At 46.9% G+C, this 16,884-nt stretch carries 13 protein-coding genes and 1 pseudogene; 4 read left to right on the plus strand and 10 right to left on the minus strand.

Annotated features, from left to right (window positions below; all coding sequences use genetic code 11):
• Nucleotides 1–119 precede the first annotated feature (119 nt).
• Complete coding sequence (locus Q5C82_RS02555; protein WP_003218779.1) at nt 120–1,490, plus strand: cytosine permease; 1,371 nt, start codon at nt 120–122, stop codon at nt 1,488–1,490.
• A gap of 13 nt (nt 1,491–1,503) precedes the next feature.
• On the opposite strand, the gene Q5C82_RS02560 is transcribed toward Q5C82_RS02555, so the two are convergent.
• From Q5C82_RS02560 to cydA, 5 genes are all read right to left on the minus strand, one after another.
• Nucleotides 1,504–2,334 carry an NAD(P)H-hydrate dehydratase gene (locus tag Q5C82_RS02560; RefSeq protein ID WP_003218781.1) on the minus strand — a complete coding sequence of 277 codons (831 nt, stop codon included), beginning with the start codon at nt 2,332–2,334 and terminating at the stop codon, nt 1,504–1,506.
• An 86-nt stretch (nt 2,335–2,420) separates the two neighbouring features.
• Nucleotides 2,421–4,148 carry a thiol reductant ABC exporter subunit CydC gene (gene cydC / locus Q5C82_RS02565; protein WP_003218782.1) on the minus strand — a complete coding sequence of 576 codons (1,728 nt, stop codon included), beginning with the start codon at nt 4,146–4,148 and terminating at the stop codon, nt 2,421–2,423.
• Nucleotides 4,145–5,848 carry a thiol reductant ABC exporter subunit CydD gene (gene cydD, locus Q5C82_RS02570; protein WP_003218784.1) on the minus strand — a complete coding sequence of 568 codons (1,704 nt, stop codon included), beginning with the start codon at nt 5,846–5,848 and terminating at the stop codon, nt 4,145–4,147. Before cydD ends, cydC begins: the two co-directional genes overlap by 4 nt.
• The gene (cydB, locus tag Q5C82_RS02575; protein ID WP_003218786.1) at nt 5,848–6,864 is read right to left on the minus strand and encodes a cytochrome d ubiquinol oxidase subunit II; all 1,017 of its coding nucleotides are present in this window, start codon (nt 6,862–6,864) and stop codon (nt 5,848–5,850) included. Before cydB ends, cydD begins: the two co-directional genes overlap by 1 nt.
• Nucleotides 6,848–8,254, minus strand: a complete 1,407-nt coding sequence (gene cydA / locus Q5C82_RS02580) for a cytochrome ubiquinol oxidase subunit I (RefSeq protein ID WP_003218788.1) — start codon at nt 8,252–8,254, stop codon at nt 6,848–6,850. The genes cydB and cydA overlap by 17 nt, the downstream gene beginning before the upstream one ends.
• Nucleotides 8,255–8,810: 556 nt before the next feature.
• On the opposite strand from cydA, the gene cimH reads away from it, so the two are divergent.
• The 3 genes and pseudogenes from cimH to Q5C82_RS02595 all read left to right on the plus strand — a co-directional run bounded on the left by cimH (nt 8,811) and on the right by Q5C82_RS02595 (nt 12,234).
• A complete protein-coding gene (gene cimH / locus Q5C82_RS02585) occupies nt 8,811–10,163 on the plus strand; it encodes a citrate/malate transporter CimH (protein ID WP_003218791.1) in 1,353 nt (450 codons plus the stop codon).
• Between the two features lie 124 nt (nt 10,164–10,287).
• Nucleotides 10,288–11,976, plus strand: a pseudogene (locus Q5C82_RS02590) (M56 family metallopeptidase).
• 57 nt (nt 11,977–12,033) lie between these two features.
• The gene (locus Q5C82_RS02595) at nt 12,034–12,234 is read left to right on the plus strand and encodes a hypothetical protein (protein WP_003218795.1); all 201 of its coding nucleotides are present in this window, start codon (nt 12,034–12,036) and stop codon (nt 12,232–12,234) included.
• Between the two features lie 13 nt (nt 12,235–12,247).
• Here Q5C82_RS02595 and Q5C82_RS02600 read toward each other — a convergent pair whose 3' ends face one another.
• The 5 genes from Q5C82_RS02600 to Q5C82_RS02620 all read right to left on the minus strand — a co-directional run bounded on the left by Q5C82_RS02600 (nt 12,248) and on the right by Q5C82_RS02620 (nt 16,867).
• A complete protein-coding gene (locus tag Q5C82_RS02600) occupies nt 12,248–13,087 on the minus strand; it encodes a polysaccharide deacetylase family protein (protein WP_003218799.1) in 840 nt (279 codons plus the stop codon).
• A 270-nt stretch (nt 13,088–13,357) separates the two neighbouring features.
• Nucleotides 13,358–13,708 carry an Ig-like domain-containing protein gene (locus tag Q5C82_RS02605; RefSeq protein ID WP_003218801.1) on the minus strand — a complete coding sequence of 117 codons (351 nt, stop codon included), beginning with the start codon at nt 13,706–13,708 and terminating at the stop codon, nt 13,358–13,360.
• A 214-nt stretch (nt 13,709–13,922) separates the two neighbouring features.
• Nucleotides 13,923–14,651, minus strand: a complete 729-nt coding sequence (locus tag Q5C82_RS02610) for a ZIP family metal transporter (RefSeq protein WP_003218803.1) — start codon at nt 14,649–14,651, stop codon at nt 13,923–13,925.
• Nucleotides 14,652–14,756: 105 nt separating this feature from the next.
• Nucleotides 14,757–15,854 carry a maltodextrin ABC transporter ATP-binding protein MsmX gene (msmX, locus tag Q5C82_RS02615; protein WP_003218805.1) on the minus strand — a complete coding sequence of 366 codons (1,098 nt, stop codon included), beginning with the start codon at nt 15,852–15,854 and terminating at the stop codon, nt 14,757–14,759.
• A 119-nt stretch (nt 15,855–15,973) separates the two neighbouring features.
• Nucleotides 15,974–16,867 carry a CdaR family transcriptional regulator gene (locus Q5C82_RS02620; protein WP_003218807.1) on the minus strand — a complete coding sequence of 298 codons (894 nt, stop codon included), beginning with the start codon at nt 16,865–16,867 and terminating at the stop codon, nt 15,974–15,976.
• Between the last annotated feature and the right edge of the window lie 17 nt (nt 16,868–16,884).

Raw genomic sequence — 16,884 nt, forward strand, 5'->3', positions numbered from 1 at the left:
TGACAAATCAGGCTTCCCGGCCGTTTGGCTGCACATCCGCATTTGTAAACCCCCTCATAGTCTGTTAAGCTATGACTTTATGTCGATTTTAAATAACATCCAATATGGAGGACGATGCATTGAAAGTAGAAAGGCGAACGATTGAATATATTCCGAATGAAGAAAGACATGGTAAAGCGAAAGATTTATTTCCCGTATGGTTCGGGGCTAATATGCATATCACCACGTTAGTGACTGGCACGATTCCCGTTGCAATGGGACTTAACCTGTTTTGGAGTGTTGCCGCTATTATTTGCGGAACCTTAATCGGTGCCATATTTATGGCGTCTCATTCCGCGCAAGGCCCTCAGCTTGGCATCCCGCAAATGATTCAAAGCCGTGCCCAATTCGGCGTAATCGGAGCGATTCTTCCCCTCTTCTTAGTTATGTTTATCTACCTTGGTTTCTTCGCAAGCAGCACGATTCTGGCGGCCGGAACCTTAAGCAGCTTTGTTCCCATCCCGGGATCATGGAGCATTATAGTCTTAAGCGCCGTATGTTTTTTACTCACCATTTTCGGCCATGATTTGATTCACAAAATGCAAAAAATCCTTTCTTGGACCTCTTTTGCTGTATTTTTTGCTGCAACAATACTCATTTTCCAATTGCCGATTCCGGCAGGCAGCTGGATTCCCGGAGCGGTTGATCTGCCAATTTTCTTGGTAGCGGTCAGCGCAGTCGCGACGTGGCAGCTTGCTTACGCACCGTATGTTGCCGATTATTCACGATATCTGCCAGTTAAAACACCGGCTTCTCAAACATTTTGGTACAGCTATGCAGGTACATCTGTCAGCTCCATCTGGATGATGCTGCTCGGCGCTTTGCTGACGACAGCACTTCCTGACTTTACGGCAAACTCAGGCAGCCAGATTGTCCAATTGTTCGGCCCCTTCTCGTTTATTATGCTGATCATTGTGTTATTTGGGCAAATGGCGATCAATGTCTTTAACCTGTATGGAGCTTTCATGTCTACGACAACAACGCTTGAGCCGTTTCTGAAGTTAAAAGTTACGCCTAAAGTCAGAATCATCATGATCCTCGGCGTCACGCTTGTCGGCACCGTCTTAAGCCTTCTCGGGCAAAGCAATTTTATGGAGCTGTTTTTGAATTTTATCTTTTTCATCAGTTATTTCTTAATACCTTGGACGGCAATCAATTTAGTCGATTACTACTTTGTCCGCCACGGAAACTATCAAGTCAAAGCCATGTTCGATGTGAACGGGCCGTATGGAAAAGTCAATTGGATTACCACGATTGCGTTTGTCCTGTCCATCTTGCTGGAAATTCCGTTTATCAATACGTCCTTTTACATTGGACCGCTGGCCAAAATGTTTGGAGGCGGAGATATCGCATGGATTATCGGCTTGGCCGTGCCTTCTGTTCTTTATTATGTATTGATGAAACCGCGTCTGAAAAAACAGACTTATCAAGAAAAGCTGTCTTCTCTATGAAGACAGCTTTTTATCATTCAAATCGCTTCCACACACGAGGCAGCACATCAGAAAGCTCGTGAGCAAGCAGCGTATGAGCGGAGTGCTTGTCCGTCCAGAGCTCGGCGCATGCACCATGCAGATAGACTGCGTTTAATATGGCATGCTTCGGATTTTTATGGCAGCAGAGCATGCCTAATATCATGCCGGTCAGTGTGTCACCGGTTCCGCCTTTGGCGAGTGCTCCGTTTCCGGTTGGGTTGCGCCAGCAGTCACCATCGGGAAATGCGATAACGGTTTGATTCCCTTTTAACACAATGACAGCCTGCAGCTGAGCCGCCCATTCCTTTGCATATTCCGCTCTTTTGTTTTGCAATTCGTTCACCGGCACCCCTGTCATGCGGGAAAACTCGCCCGGGTGCGGCGTGAGGATGACGGGCGCCTCCCGTTTCGGATACGTGCGCTTCGCCAGCGCTCCGGCATCCAAAATAACGGGGCAATCCGCCGCAAGCACATGATCAACTGCCTGCTGTACGCTTTCGGTTTGCGGAAGCCCCGGTCCGATGGCAATGGCCCGGTACGTCTCTTCAAGCTGAGCGTCCGCCGCTTTTTGCCAGCCGTCACGCCAATAGGTCGCCTCAGGCAGAACAGGAACAATCAGCGGGATCACGCTTTCAGACGTACCGATGACAAGCTTTCCGAGCCCGCTCCGCATGGCCCCAAGGCCCGCAAGAAGCGCTGCGCCAGGCATGTCGCCGCTTCCCGCCAGCAGCAAAGCCGTACCGTACGTGCCTTTATGGCTTTCCGCCTCTCGTTCAGAGAGCGAGGTCCTCACATGCTCCTCCGTCCAAATTGGAATATTCATCTCTATCCCTCCTCTGCTTTCTCTTCCTATTTTTCCTGTCCCTTTTCTATTTCAAACAAAAAAAAGACAGCCTTAAGGGCTGTCTTCTATTTTACAGGAACGTCAAGATGATACAGTCGGCGATATCGTTCGTTTGACGCCAGCAGTTCCTCATGCGTTCCTTCCATTTCTGTTTTTCCGTTTTCGAGAAACACGATTTTGTCGGCCGCTTCCACTCCCGCGAGATGGTGCGTAATCCATAGAATCGTTTTTCCTTTCAACACCTCAAACACCGTTTCCATCAATTCACGCTCAGTGATGGGGTCGAGGCCGACTGTCGGCTCATCAAGGATGATGATCGGCGTATCTTGCAGCAAAATCCGCGCAAGTGCGATCCGCTGGCGCTCTCCTCCGGAAAACCTAACTCCCGTTTCCTGAACAGAAGTATGATATCCGTCAGGCAGTGACTCAATGTAGTCATGCAGCTTCACCTGTTTTGCGGCGCGGCGCACATCCTCGTCGCTTGCCTCTCCGTTTCCAAGCCTGATGTTGTTCAAAATGCTTGTATCGAACAGGTGCGGTTTTTGGTTTAACACGGCCACCGCATCAGCAATCTGATCCTTTAACAGCGCTGTCTCCACCCCATTTAACGTCACAGATCCTGAGCCCGGTTTCAAAGCACCCTCGATTAATGCGAGCGATGTAGATTTCCCGGACCCGCTCCGGCCGAGCAGCGCCATTTTTTCTCCTTGGCGCAGCGTAAAGGAAAAGTTGTGCAGCACTTGGCTGCTGTTGTCATAAGAAAACGTCACATCACGAAATGACAGTGTGACATTTTGGAGATCGAGCGTTTCAGCCGCTGATTTGATTTGTGACACCTCCGGCTGAGGAGCCACCTTGTTCATGCGTCTGATGGAATCCTGATAGCCGGGCACTTCGCCCAAAGCATCTGAAAGCGGCAGAAAGGCTTCTGTTAGCGGGAACACCACAAGCACAAAAGCAGCAATCATCGTTTTGGCGAGTTCGCCGTCTGTATGCTGCCCCGCCGTCCAAAACAACATCAGTAAAATAAGGCCGGCGACAAAGCATTGCGCAGCAAAATCCCGCCATCTTGTAAAGCGATGTTTTTTCCGTTCAAGCTCAAACCAATCATGTTCCTCTTTTTCATAGGAATCAATAAACGCATGCCGGCGTCCGCTGAACATCCAGTCGCTGACACCCATCACAGCGTCTGTCAGACGGCTGTAGAGCACATTCCGGCCGCTTTTCAGCTTTGCATTCCTCGCTCTCGTCACGAGCAAAGATACAACCGGAAACAGCACAACAAGAACAAACAAATAAAACGCAAGCAATAGGGCAAACGGCCAAGAAAAGAAGCCGAGTGCAATCACTGAAACAGCATACAAAAGCAAGGCAGAGATCGCAGGAAAAATCGTTTTTAAGAAGGCATCCTGCAAATGCTCAATATCCTCAGACAAAATGCCGAGCATATCTCCCGTGCGAAAACGGGACCGCAGCATCAAAGCGCCCGGCTCAAGCATACTGTAAAGGCGGACGCGCATGTCGGAGACGATTTTTAAAATGATGTGATGGCCGACGAGGCGTTCCACATATCGTGACACAGATCGTGCAATTCCAAAGGTACGCACAGCGACAATCGGCACATAAATGAGCAAGATGTTTTCCGGCCTTGTCGCCGCCTTAGAAATCAAAAAACCAGAGGTGAACATGAGAAAAGCAGCAGAAAAAATTGTCACCGCACCCAAAAAGATAACCAGAACGAACAGGCGGGCATTTTGTTTGATATACGGCAGAATCCATTCTTCTTTCTTCATGCTCTTTCCCCCAGTTGTGCCTCCACGAGTTTGGTGTACACACCGTTTTTCTCCAGCAATTCATTGTGAGTCCCGATTTCCGCAACCCTGCCCCCGTCCAGCACGATAATTTCATCCATATCGAGCATCCAGTGAAGGCGGTGAGTCGCGAGAAAGACGAGCTTATCCTCAAATAAATCCAGCATCGTTTCTTTTATTTCATATTCTGTTTCGATATCCAGATGGGCGGTCGGCTCATCCAGCAGCAAAATCGGCCGGTTTCCCAAAAAGGCACGGGCTAGCGCGACACGCTGAGCTTGCCCGCCGCTGAGCGCCCGGCCGCCTTCCCCGATCCGTCCCTCTAATCCGTCAGGAAGGTTGTCCACCAGCTCCGCCAGTCCCGCCGCGGCAGCTGAGCGGGCTGTATCCTCAGCCGAAGCGCTTGGATGATAGAAGCGAATGTTGTTTGCCAACGTATCATCAAAAATGTACGGATGCTGCGGGATATAGAGGAGGTTTTTCTGCCAGCTGCCGTCCTGCAAGTGGGACCGTTCTGAACCGTTGACTTCTATCGTACCGCTATTCGGCTCCAAAAACCCGCCAAGGATATCAATTAATGTTGATTTTCCGGCACCGCTTGCACCGATAATGCCGATTTTTTTCTTGCCTTTGAATGACAGATCAATATCGGACACCGACCGGCCGACTGACACGCCTGACAGCTTCAGCTCATCCTGATCGGACCAAGCCTCAAGCTGAAGCGGCGCTTCATCTTTAAAACCAGGCTGCGACAAAATTTCTTGTATGGTTTTGCCTGCTTCCTGTCCGTTCAGCGTCGCGTGATAATCATTCCCCACTTCCCGCACCGGCAGAAAATACTCAGGTGCGAGAATAAGCGCCGTTAAAGCCGGGCCAAGCAAAATATCACCGTCAATAAGGCGCAGGCCCAGAAACACTGCGACTGTCGCCACCGACAGCATCGTGAAAAAATCGAGGGCAAATGAAGATAAAAACGCCACCCGAAGCGTGCTCATTGTTGCCTTGCGATACCGCTCACTCACGTAGAAAATATTTTTGCTGTGCGACTTGCTCAACCCTAAGAAACGCAATGTCTCCAGCCCGCGAAGAGAATCAACGAAATGATTGGAAAGTCTCTGATAGGATTTCCACTGACGATCTGCTTTTCTCTGCGCGACAAGGCCGAGAAGAATCATAAAGATGATCAGAATCGGCATAGCAGCGACTAAAATGACGGCTGATGTGCGATCCTGAAAAAACACATAAATGACAACAGCCGCAGGCACAATCGCCATACTGACCATTTTCGGCAGAAACAGCTCCAGGTAACGGCGGAACTGGCTGATGCCTTCCATTGCCAGCGTCACCATTTGCCCCGTCCCCTCTTTCTTTGCAAAACGGGGACCTAACCGGAACAGCTGATCAAGAAAGCTTTTTCTCAAATCGGCTCCTGTCCGGGCGGCATATTGATAAACGATTTTCTGGCGCGCCACCGTCACCCCGTGCCGGGCGACAAAAGCGATGAGGAAAAAACCGATCACCGGAAATAGGGAGGTCATGCTCTCCCCGTTGAACAGCCCGGTGACGGCTTCACTCAGCCACTCTGCCTGCATGATAATAGCTGCTGTCTGAATCAGCGTTAAACAAGTAATCACGGTGAGAATCCGCTTCATTCCTTTATATCGAAACAGGTCTTTTCCCATTAATAAGTCATAGGCTCCTTATGGCTGACGCGCTTCCGGAAGACATAATAGCTCCAGATCTGGCTGCCGATGACAAACGGCAATAGCGTTAATGCTGCAATTGACATGACTTTAAGCGAATAATCACCGGAAGAAGCGTTAGCTACTGTTAAATCGTACGCGCTTTGAAGCGAACTGACCATCACCCGAGGGAATAATGAAATAAAGATCATTCCTACAGTCAGCGCCAGTCCCGCGCCTGTCATCCCAAATGTCCAGCCGTCTTTTTTCTTACGTATAAAGACAGCCGCGAGCATAAAGCAGATGACAATCAAAACAACAAGCGGAATGGTAATCTCGCCGCGGCGTGTAAACATGTCTGTCTGATAGGCAGAAAGGGCCGCGAAGGCAAGAACCGCTACAAAAACAACACCCATTATCTTCTGCGCCATTTTGCGGGCGCGGTTTTGCAAATCACCAATCGTACGCAGCGTGATAAACATTAATCCATGCTGGAAGCAAAGGAGTGTTACAGTCACACCGCCAAGTACAGAGTATACATTGATATAATCGGATAGATGTGCGTGAATGTTCATATCGGCATCAATCGGCATCCCGCGGAATAATGTCGTGAACAGCACACCAAGCACAAATGGAGGAATCAGACTGCCGAAGAAAACGACCCAGTCCCAAACCTTGACCCATTTTACATGATCAACCTTGCCGCGGAACTCAAACGCGACCCCGCGGCCCATTAACGCAAGCAGCACAATGACAAACGGAATGTAGTAACCGCTCAGCATCGTTGCATACCAGTTCGGAAACGCCGCGAAAATGGCGCCTGCACCAGTCAAAAGCCATACTTCATTGGCGTCCCAAAACGGCCCGATCGTGTTGATCAGCACTCTGCGTTCTAACTCATTATGGCCAAGAAAACGGGTCGCCATGCCGACCCCGAAATCAAAGCCTTCCAAAAAGAAAAATCCTACAAACAATACAGCAACGAGTATAAACCAAAGATCATGAAGAGATGCCATGGTATACCTCCTGACTAAATGGATCTGTTGTTACAGGAACATCATGATGATCACCATGCTCCGCACCTTTTTTAATCTCACGGATGAACAAGAAGACAAGCAGTGCACCCAGAATCAAGTACATCACACCAAATGCGATGATTGAGAATAGCAGGGAGCCTGCTGTTACGTTAGGCGACACGGATTGAGCTGTAGTCATCAATCCCATGACCGTCCAAGGCTGGCGCCCGATTTCTGTCATAATCCAGCCCGCGGAGTTCGCAATAAACGGGAAGGAAATCAATGCGATCATCATGCGCAAATACCATTTGCTGTTTTCCAGCTTTTTGCGCCGGTTTAACCAAAGGCCGCCTAACGCAGCAACAATCATGACAACACCTGCGCCAACCATGATGCGGAAGCTCCAGAACGTCGTTTTGACAGGCGGAATGTAGTCGCCTTTTCCGTATATTTTTTCGTACTCAGCCTGAAGTGTTTTCATCCCTTTGACACTTCCGCTGAATTTCTGATAAGCCAAGTAGCTCAAAGCATAAGGAACTTTGATTTCGTTTGAGCTTTTTTCATTTTTTGTATCAATTTTAGCAAAAGCCGTCCAAGCAGCAGGGTCGCCGCTGTCTTCCCAAAGTCCTTCACTGGCAGCCATTTTCATCGGCTGTGATTCCATCAAGTGCTCAGCCTGCATGTGTCCGCTAAGGCCAACGCCAAGACCGGCACAAAGGCCGACGATCATTGCGAGTTTAAAGGATTGTTTAAAGAATGGCACTTCTTTTTTCTTCAATAGTTTAAAAGCACTCACACCGGCGATAAAGAAAGCCCCAGTGGCAAGCGCACCAAAAATGACGTGCGGGAATTCAACCCAAAGCTGAGGGTTTGTAATCAGCGCGACAAAGTCATTCATCTCCGCGCGGCCGTTTTTGATCGTAAAGCCGACCGGCTCCTGCATAAAGGAGTTCGCTGTTAAAATCCAGAAAGATGACATAATCGTTCCGAATGACACGAGCCAAATGCAGAGAGCGTGAATTTTTTTCGGCAGGCGGTCCCAGCCGAAAATCCATAATCCGATAAAGATAGATTCCATGAAAAACGCCAATAATGCTTCAATCGCAAGCGGAGCGCCAAATACATCTCCGACAAAACGGGAGTAATCAGACCAGTTCAATCCAAACTGGAATTCTTGCAAGATCCCTGTTACAACACCAACTGCGAAATTTATTAAGAATAAGTGCCCCCAAAACTTTGCCATTTTGAGGTACAGCTCATTTTTCTTCACAAGATAAAGAGTCTCCATCAACGCAACCATAAACACAAGCCCGATAGACATCGGCACAAACAAGAAGTGAAACAACGTTGTTGATGCAAATTGAATGCGGGCTAATACCAATTCACTCATGCTTTCTCCTCCATTTCCGGTTGACACTGTTAATTTTGCTCACTACTTCACAAATAGAACCAAAACTTTGATCAGTAATTCACAAAATAGACGAAAAAAATATTGTTCAATATTTCACAAATGTGTCAATAAGTCGTTCAATATGATGCTAGATTGCCAGACTGACCAAATGACACATCCTCTGACTGGTTCATATTAAGTACTTTACAACGATTCACTTCAAAAATAAAGCCTAAAATACCTAAAAAGTCCCGCACTATGTGACGGATTATTGTCTATTTTGTTGCTGATTTATGACGGTCTTCTAGGATAAATGACCCTTTATTATCGTACATCAACACATCGTTCCTTGCGAATAAAATGCTTGTCCGGCACCAACACTCGTTTCTCAGCACTCCGTCATAGACCGTTTTTAGTCAGAATGCCTCTTTCCATTTAAACCGGAAAGATTTGAAAAGCTGAATAGTAAATTTTTAATATATTAATAATTTCAATTTTTTAGTATAATTAACATAGTGAACAATTTCACTGCATCAAGAATAGGGGAGGTTTTTCAATGGGAGAGCTTCAAACACAAATGCAATTGCAAACGGATACAATTCACGAAGGGGTTCGAAAAGAGAATTGGTTTGCGAAAGCCATGAATATAAAAGTAGGCATCATACCGCTTCCTGTGTATGTCTTGCTATTTATATTAATCACTGTTTTTGTAATGCATCACGATGTAAAAAGTGACATCTTGACATCCATTGCCGTCATGGCGTTTTTCGGGTTCACCTTTGCCCAAATCGGCAAATCGATACCGATTGTTCGTTCTATCGGCGGCCCGGCCATCCTAGCTACTTTTATTCCGTCCGCTGTCGTCTACTATCATCTGCTGCCTAATGATATCGTCAAATCCACCACAGAATTTACAGAAAACTCAAACTTTCTATACTTATTTATCGCTGGGATTGTCGTCGGAAGCATCCTCGGCATGAAAAGAGAAACACTCATAAAAGCATTCATGAAAATCTTTATTCCGCTTATTGCCGGTTCTGTCGCAGCCGCTATTGTGGGACTGGCTGTCGGCACATTGCTCGGGCTCGGATTTCAGCATACATTGCTGTACATTGTCATCCCTATCATGGCAGGGGGAGTCGGAGAAGGTGCTATTCCGCTGTCCATTGGTTATTCTGACATTATGCCCATGTCTCAAGGGGAAGCGTTTGCACTTGTTCTGCCGTCTATCATGCTGGGCAGCCTGTGCGCGATCATCCTAGCGGGATTGCTGAACAGAATCGGAAAGAAAAAACCGGAATGGACAGGCAACGGCAAAGTGGATCGCTCTGAAGAAGAGTCCCCTGCGCTGGAGGAATCGCAAAGCGGACAGCAAATGTTCAACCTTTCCTTATTTGCATCAGGCGGTATCCTTGCTGTTTCTTTATACTTAGTCGGCATGCTCGCTCACGACTTTTTTGGATTTCCGGCACCTGTTGCCATGCTGTTACTGGCTGTTCTAATTAAGCTGTTCAGATTGGCGCCTGCCTCAATTGAAAATGGCGCGTTTGGGGTGTCCCGCTTCTTTTCAACCGCTGTGACTTACCCGCTGCTCTTTGCGATCGGGGTGTCCATGACGCCGTGGGACAAGCTTATCGCTGCCTTTAACCTCAGCAATATCATTACGATTCTGTCTGTCGTTGTGACCATGATGGCCGTCGGCTTCTTCACTGGAAAGTGGCTGAACATGTATCCGATTGAGACCGCCATTATCAATGCGTGCCACTCAGGACAAGGCGGCACCGGAGACGTCGCCATTTTAAGCGCCGCAGAAAGGCTTGAGCTAATGCCATTTGCCCAGGTGTCTACCCGAATCGGGGGAGCGATCACAGTGTCCTTAACCTTATTGCTGCTTCACCAGTTTTATTGATACACCGCAAGCAAGTTCTTCGTAAAACGAAAGAGCTTGCTTTTTTGCATGTTCCTGTTTTATGCAAGTTCCCGCAACATGCTATAGTAATAGTTGGAAATACCAGTATAGAAAGGACTCTAGCATGCCTATGGGAACAGATCTATTTCTCTTTATGATTCTCGGGCTGGGACTTTATTTGATATCAGCCCTGGCAGCAAAACTCATTCCGGCCATAGATTTCTGGATTGATATCGTTCTTTGGGTCGGCGCAGCTGTTTACATCTTCTCTCATCAAACATTCATGGACGGCATTGTCTCGATCGCGACAATGTTCTACTGCTATTGGACCGCAATGGATCTCATTGTCTCCAAACGTGCGGAAATACCTTCGGGAGACTGGCAGGAAATCGAGCTTGCCAGAAACAAAACACGCCTCCTGTCAGACATCACGCTGACTGCCATTGTGTTTGCGGGCGCCGTCATTTTTTTCATCTATGGACCTGACCCAAGCCCCCTCAAATATGTGATCCTTTTCGGTATCATCTCCGGCGGAGGGGCACTGGTGAAGAGAATACTGAATGTTTTTACTGTGAACGTTTTGTATTCAGCATCCTTGGAAAAATTGCACATCAGCTCACGATATGAAACCCGTACATACCCGCTTTCCGATTTGAAAGACATTCAGCTTGAATCAACAGCTGATCTCTTGAAGCTTCATCCGCTGCTGACGATGTATTCATCCCGTTTAGATCTGACAACAAGCTTTCAGCAAGTTATCAAACTGTCTCTTCCCGGTGAAACGCTGTTTCTGACGGTGAAGGAACCGCAAAAATGGAAAGCGATCTTCCGTCAAAACACAGAATCGGAAAACAACGAGGATACTGTGATTTCTGTTTTACCGTTTTATCATAGAAAAAATGTGAAGCGGCTGCTTGGGAAGCTATATTTTGCCGCCAGTGTAAAAGGCGTATCAGCTTACGCCTTATTGGTGCTCGTGTTATACGCATTACATGCTTCTCCATGGATCATGGCCGTTGCCGTGATGCTGTACTGGATACTCAACATGTATCTGTCAGACCGTGTTTTGCGGGCGGCAATGGATGCCAAGCCTTGTCATCACCCGCATGTACAGGCAGCGGCCGACAGGATTTTCCACAAGGCGGGCATTTCCCATGTCCGCATATACGAAACGGAAAGTGATGATTACAACGGAATGGCAGTCGGCATGAATGTCGGAAGGTCAATGGTCATTCTGACAAGTGCCACACTAACACTTCCGTTGCGTGTCATCGAAGGCATTCTGGCTCATGAGGCGATACATATTAAAAAACGTGACGTACTGTCATCACAGCTTTTGCGTTTTCTATATCTTGGAGCCGTCGTTGGGATCATCCTCTTATTTGAACAGCATATCGTCCATCCCGAGGCCCACAAAATTGCGCTTTGGGTTTTCATCATGGCCATCATCATCCTGTTTCAGCTCTATCAATCCTTTTGTTCACAATGGATGGAGGTGCGCGCTGACAACCTTGGTGGATCACTGCTGGAAGGCGGACACAAACAAATGGCCGAAGCTTTGAGGATCTTGGCGGTTCGGCAGGATGGGGATATACAGAAACAAAGCGCCTAAAGCTCTGAAGCAGATGAGGACGCGTTTCAGATCGACTCTCTTACCCGCGATAAAAGCTGGCTTTTCAGATTCATTGATTTTCAGTTCGCTCCTCATCCCCCTATGTATTGGCGTGTCAGCACTTTATTGTCAAACAAAGGACACGGGGTGCTGAAGCGCTGGCTCAGAGACCGTCTGAAAGAATCGATCTCTTTGAAGTGAAACCGATCTGCGTTTCACCCGTATAACAGATATGGTGAAAAAAGGGAGTGATCAGAAGTGATTGTGATCATCTTATTGATTATAGCTATTATTGTTTTTCTTTCAGTCATTCAGCCGCAGCCCTCGGAAAACAAAAGCCGCCAGCAGGCGGACAGCGGGTTTTCCGGTTATTCTGACCATAGCTCGCACCATGATGGATGCGGCAGTGACGGAGGTTTCAGCGATTCCGGCTGTGGTGGCGGAGGGGGCGGCGATTGAGCGCCGCCTTTTTTTATTTCATGGATTCGATGTACGCACCAAAAGCCGCGCCTGACATGCCTGGGGACACACGCACGCGATGGAGGGCGTACATTCCCTGGTCTCTAGATGCCGCGCCCGGTTCTGTCGTCACGCCCATTTGATAGCCCGTTTCTTTCGCAGCCTTCAGCGTCTCCTCATTGTAGCGCCCTACCGGATAGCTGATGATAGAGGTTTGCTGATGAAACATGCCGTCAAACAGCTTTTTCGAATCAGCCATCTCACTGTGCTGCTGTTCTGGCGTTAACCCGTTCAGCTCAAGGTGGTCAATCGTATGGCTTTCAATGGATATGCCACGCTTCGCCATTTCTTTCATTTGGTCCTCTGTCAGATGGTGTTTATGTGCGATCGATTTGCCGATCATAAAAATCGTCGCCTTCATCCCGTACTTTTTTAGCACCGGATACGCGTCTTGATAATTGTCGGTGTATCCGTCATCAAACGTAATCAGCACGCATTTCTCACTCGGCTTTTTATCCTGCGTCAGCATGAGATACGCCTCTTTCGGCGTTAATGTCTGATAACCGTTTTCATGCAGCCACTTCATATGCGCTTCGAATTCTTCCTTCGGAACACGGAGCCTGTTTCCAGAGGAAATGCTGTGGTACATCAAAATCGGCAGCTTTGCCGGTTTCTCTGTTTTGATCCATGCGGATGTATCGTCTTCTTTTTTCTGAACATGTACTGTCTTTTCTTCCGGTTTCTTTTGTTCGGCTTTCTGCATCTGCTGCTCCGCGTTCGCCTCTTTATCAGCGCAAGCCGCGAGAGCCAAGCAGCTTCCCGAAAGAAAAATGCTTAGGATAAAACGTTTCATCGGTTCCCTGCTTTCTGTCTATTTCTTCCTCCTTTTTCATCGGTTGATTTGTGGGATTTTCAAGTGTAAAAGATAGGAATGTTATTCAATAAAGTTTACTAATATTTCAAATTAGTATCTATCAGCAAAGAGTATGAATAATCGGAGATAGTAAATGTTCTATCGAGGCACTGTTAGCGGGGATAGCGCTTACAATTAAAGAGCGGCTAAAGGCCACTCCGCTTTTAAAAATTAGAAATAATAAAAAGGGAGCAGATGCTCCCTTTAAGTTTACCAAACTGTAACATGTACAACACCGAGTACACTAGTCCCTTTGTATAAAGTAATATTCGCTTTTCCTACTGCATTAGCTTTAACAATACCATTTGAATCTACAGATGCAACAGATGAGTTGTCTGACCAATATCGAGTCGCTGCTGAATTTTTAACAGAGTATGTTTCGCCTACTTTTAACGGCAAATTGTAATCTTGAATCTTTATAATGTGTGACGGAGAAACAGTAATATTCTTAGCGTCTGTCACAGGAGAAGCGTTTATTTCTTGTGCCGATGCCACCCCACTAACCGATAAGGCTAATGCAGAAATCGATATTGCAGAAACAACAGTTTTTTTGACATTCATTTGAAACACTCCCTTTTTCATTTTTTATATTACACAATACAAATTCAACTAAAAGGAATTAATTCCTTGTAAACAATTGTTAAATAAATATGAACAAATTTAATTTTTTGGTAATTGGAAATAATTGAATTTATAACTGATTGAATATATGAAGTAATCGCAAGTATTTTAAATATTGAGTAGCTAGAAAAACATTCTTTTATCCACAACTAGATTAAGAAAACTGATTCAAAACCAAAGAGGTTAACAAGCCAAGTGCAGCGATTAAACCTGTCATCGGACCGCTGTCTTCGTACGCCTCAGGCATCATCGTCGAAGCAATCATCGCAATGATCCCCCCGCCTGCAAATGCTGCAATTACTGACATCACTTCTTCAGAAGCACCGTCGAGAAAGAAGTATCCTGACCATGATGCAAAAATTGATATCACGAGTACCGCAGCCCAAAGCAGTATCATTTTCGTTTTCGAATACCCGCTGTTTTTCATTCCTGCTGTACTGGACAGCCCTTCAGGTATGTTGCTGATAAAAATGGCGACCACCAAAAGGAAGCTGACTGATTGTTCTTCGAGAAGGCTTGCACCAATCATAATCGATTCCGGAACAGCATCCATAATAGTGCCGATAAAAATGGCTATTCCTCCGCCGCTGGCAGCTGCTTGTCCCGATCTTTTTCTTTGTGACGCGCCTCTTTTGGAAACCGCGTAATCAAAAACCGTAAACACGACAGCTCCCGCAATAAATCCGGCGCCTGTCGCTACAATTCCGCCTTCTGCTACTGCATCTCCGAGAAGTTCGTAAGCGGCCGCGCCAATTAATACGCCTGTGCCAAAAGCCATAATATAGCCGATGATCTGTTTGTGAATCGAAAAAAACATGGACGCCAGCGCGCCCAGCAATACAGCAGAGCCTGAGATCCCGCCCCACATTGCCGCATGCCACATCTCTATCTCCCCTTTCTTACCAACCACTACCCGCTGCGTTTTTTTCCGTAAACCTTAAAAAGAACACAAAAAAGCCGGACATGTCTCCATGTCCGGCTTTTGAGCTTATCGAATTCTCACTTCAGTCTCACTGTCAAAGAAATGGCCTTTATTCATATCAAACGCAACTGTCAGCTCATCACCTGATTGAATATCGAGGCGGGCGTCAATCCGCGCAATAAAATCTTGATTATCAATCTGCGAATAAATCATGATTTCAGAACCGAGCAGCTCTGCGACATTGATTTTCGCTTTAATCGAAGAATTCTTATACGACTCCACGACAACCAATTCATCATGAATATCCTCAGGACGGATGCCGAAGATGACTTCTTTGCCGATGTAGCCCTTTTCACGCAGCACCTTCATTTTTCCTTCCGGCACGGTTAATGCCGCAGAACCGATTTTGATGAGACCATCCGTCAGCTTTCCTTTGAAAAAATTCATCGCCGGTGAGCCGATAAAACCGCCGACAAAGACGTTTTCAGGGAATTCGTATACATCCTTCGGCGTCCCGATCTGCTGGATTTTTCCGTCTTTCATGACCACGATCCGTGTCGCCATTGTCAGCGCTTCTGTCTGGTCATGCGTTACGTAAATCGTTGTGGTTTGCAGTCTCTGGTGGAGCTTAATGATTTCCGCCCTCATTTGCACCCTCAGCTTCGCGTCCAGGTTTGACAAAGGCTCATCCATCAGGAACACCTTTGCATCCCGCACGATTGCCCGTCCAAGCGCGACCCGCTGTCTCTGCCCGCCTGACAGCGCTTTCGGTTTGCGGTGCAAATATTCCTCCAGCCCGAGAATTTTAGCGGCTTCCTCTACCCTTTTTTTGATTTCAGGCTTCGGCATTTTCCGAAGCTTCAGCCCGAATGCAATATTATCGTAGACGGTCATATGCGGATAGAGCGCGTAGTTTTGAAATACCATCGCGATATCCCTGTCCTTTGGCGCTACATCATTTACACGTTTTCCTTCAATATAAAAATCGCCTTTCGAGATTTCCTCAAGCCCTGCGACCATCCGAAGCGTCGTTGATTTGCCGCAGCCGGACGGGCCGACGAATACGATAAACTCCTTATCGGCAATGTGAAGGTTAAAGTCATCAACAGCCGCTTCCTTCTGATCATAATATTTATAAATGTGCTCCATCCGCAATTCAGCCATCTAACATCCTCCTTTGTTATTGTAAACGCTTTCTTAAATTGAGTGTAACAGCATTTCCCTATTGCTGAAATGGGCAGCGTTCATAAAATCAGCAACCATTTTTCGTGCATATTTCCAATTTATTCTGAAACTTCACTTTGCAGGCAGATAAAATAGGCGAGCAGTGCGCCTTTATACGTTTTAATGTCTATCCCTGACCGCTCAATAAATTTATCAATTCGATATTGCAGGCTGTTGCGGTGCAGATGCAGCTTTTTCGCCGTTAACGTCACGTTTGAGTTGTTTTCAATAAAGAGCTTGATTGTCTTCCTCAGCTCAGATTCATCTCCGAATAAAAGCTCAGCTTCTTCAGAGAGCAGCGTTTCAAGCTTTTCATTTTCTGCTTCTAATAATAAAAAAGGAAAGATCATCTCAAAGGTCACACTCTGCACCTGAGGCAGCCGTTTTTCAGCAAACAGAAAATACGTCTGTTCACGGGCGTAATGTGTTCGCAGACTCTCATCTGGCTCATAAAACCTTCCGGCGTAAAAACGGACACTGAAGTAGAAATCACTTTCAAGAACCTTAGCGAGTGATTCCAGTTCGTCCTTCCCCGCCGCCGCTTCACTTTCCTGCTCGACAATCACGCCTCTGTCCTCATGCATCCACACAATCACAAAAGGCACCGGCCAGAAATGGCGAACCGCTTCCGCAAAAGACGCCCGCTCTATTTTACCGAGCAAATGAAAATGAACAAATCTCGTTCGCTTCTTTATGTTCGCCGGTACTTCCCCTCTGGAAAAAAGAAACGCAAACCACTTGTTTTCCTCCGGCGACTTCAAAGACATTTGATTGGCCTCATCCGCAGGCGTCAAAAAAGACTGCAGCAGCAACGTCTCTTTTTCGCTAATCTCCGTTTTCGGTATGGTGATATATCTCTGACTGTTCTCATCAAAAAAGCATAGACAGTCTTCCTTTACGCAAAGCTCCTCAGACACAATCGAACCGGGGTAAATAGCCAGCAGCGATTTCATATGATCTCCTCTCTCAT

It is taken from the genome of uncultured Bacillus sp., from assembly GCF_958411575.1.
GTDB lineage: Bacteria > Bacillota > Bacilli > Bacillales > Bacillaceae > Bacillus > Bacillus spizizenii.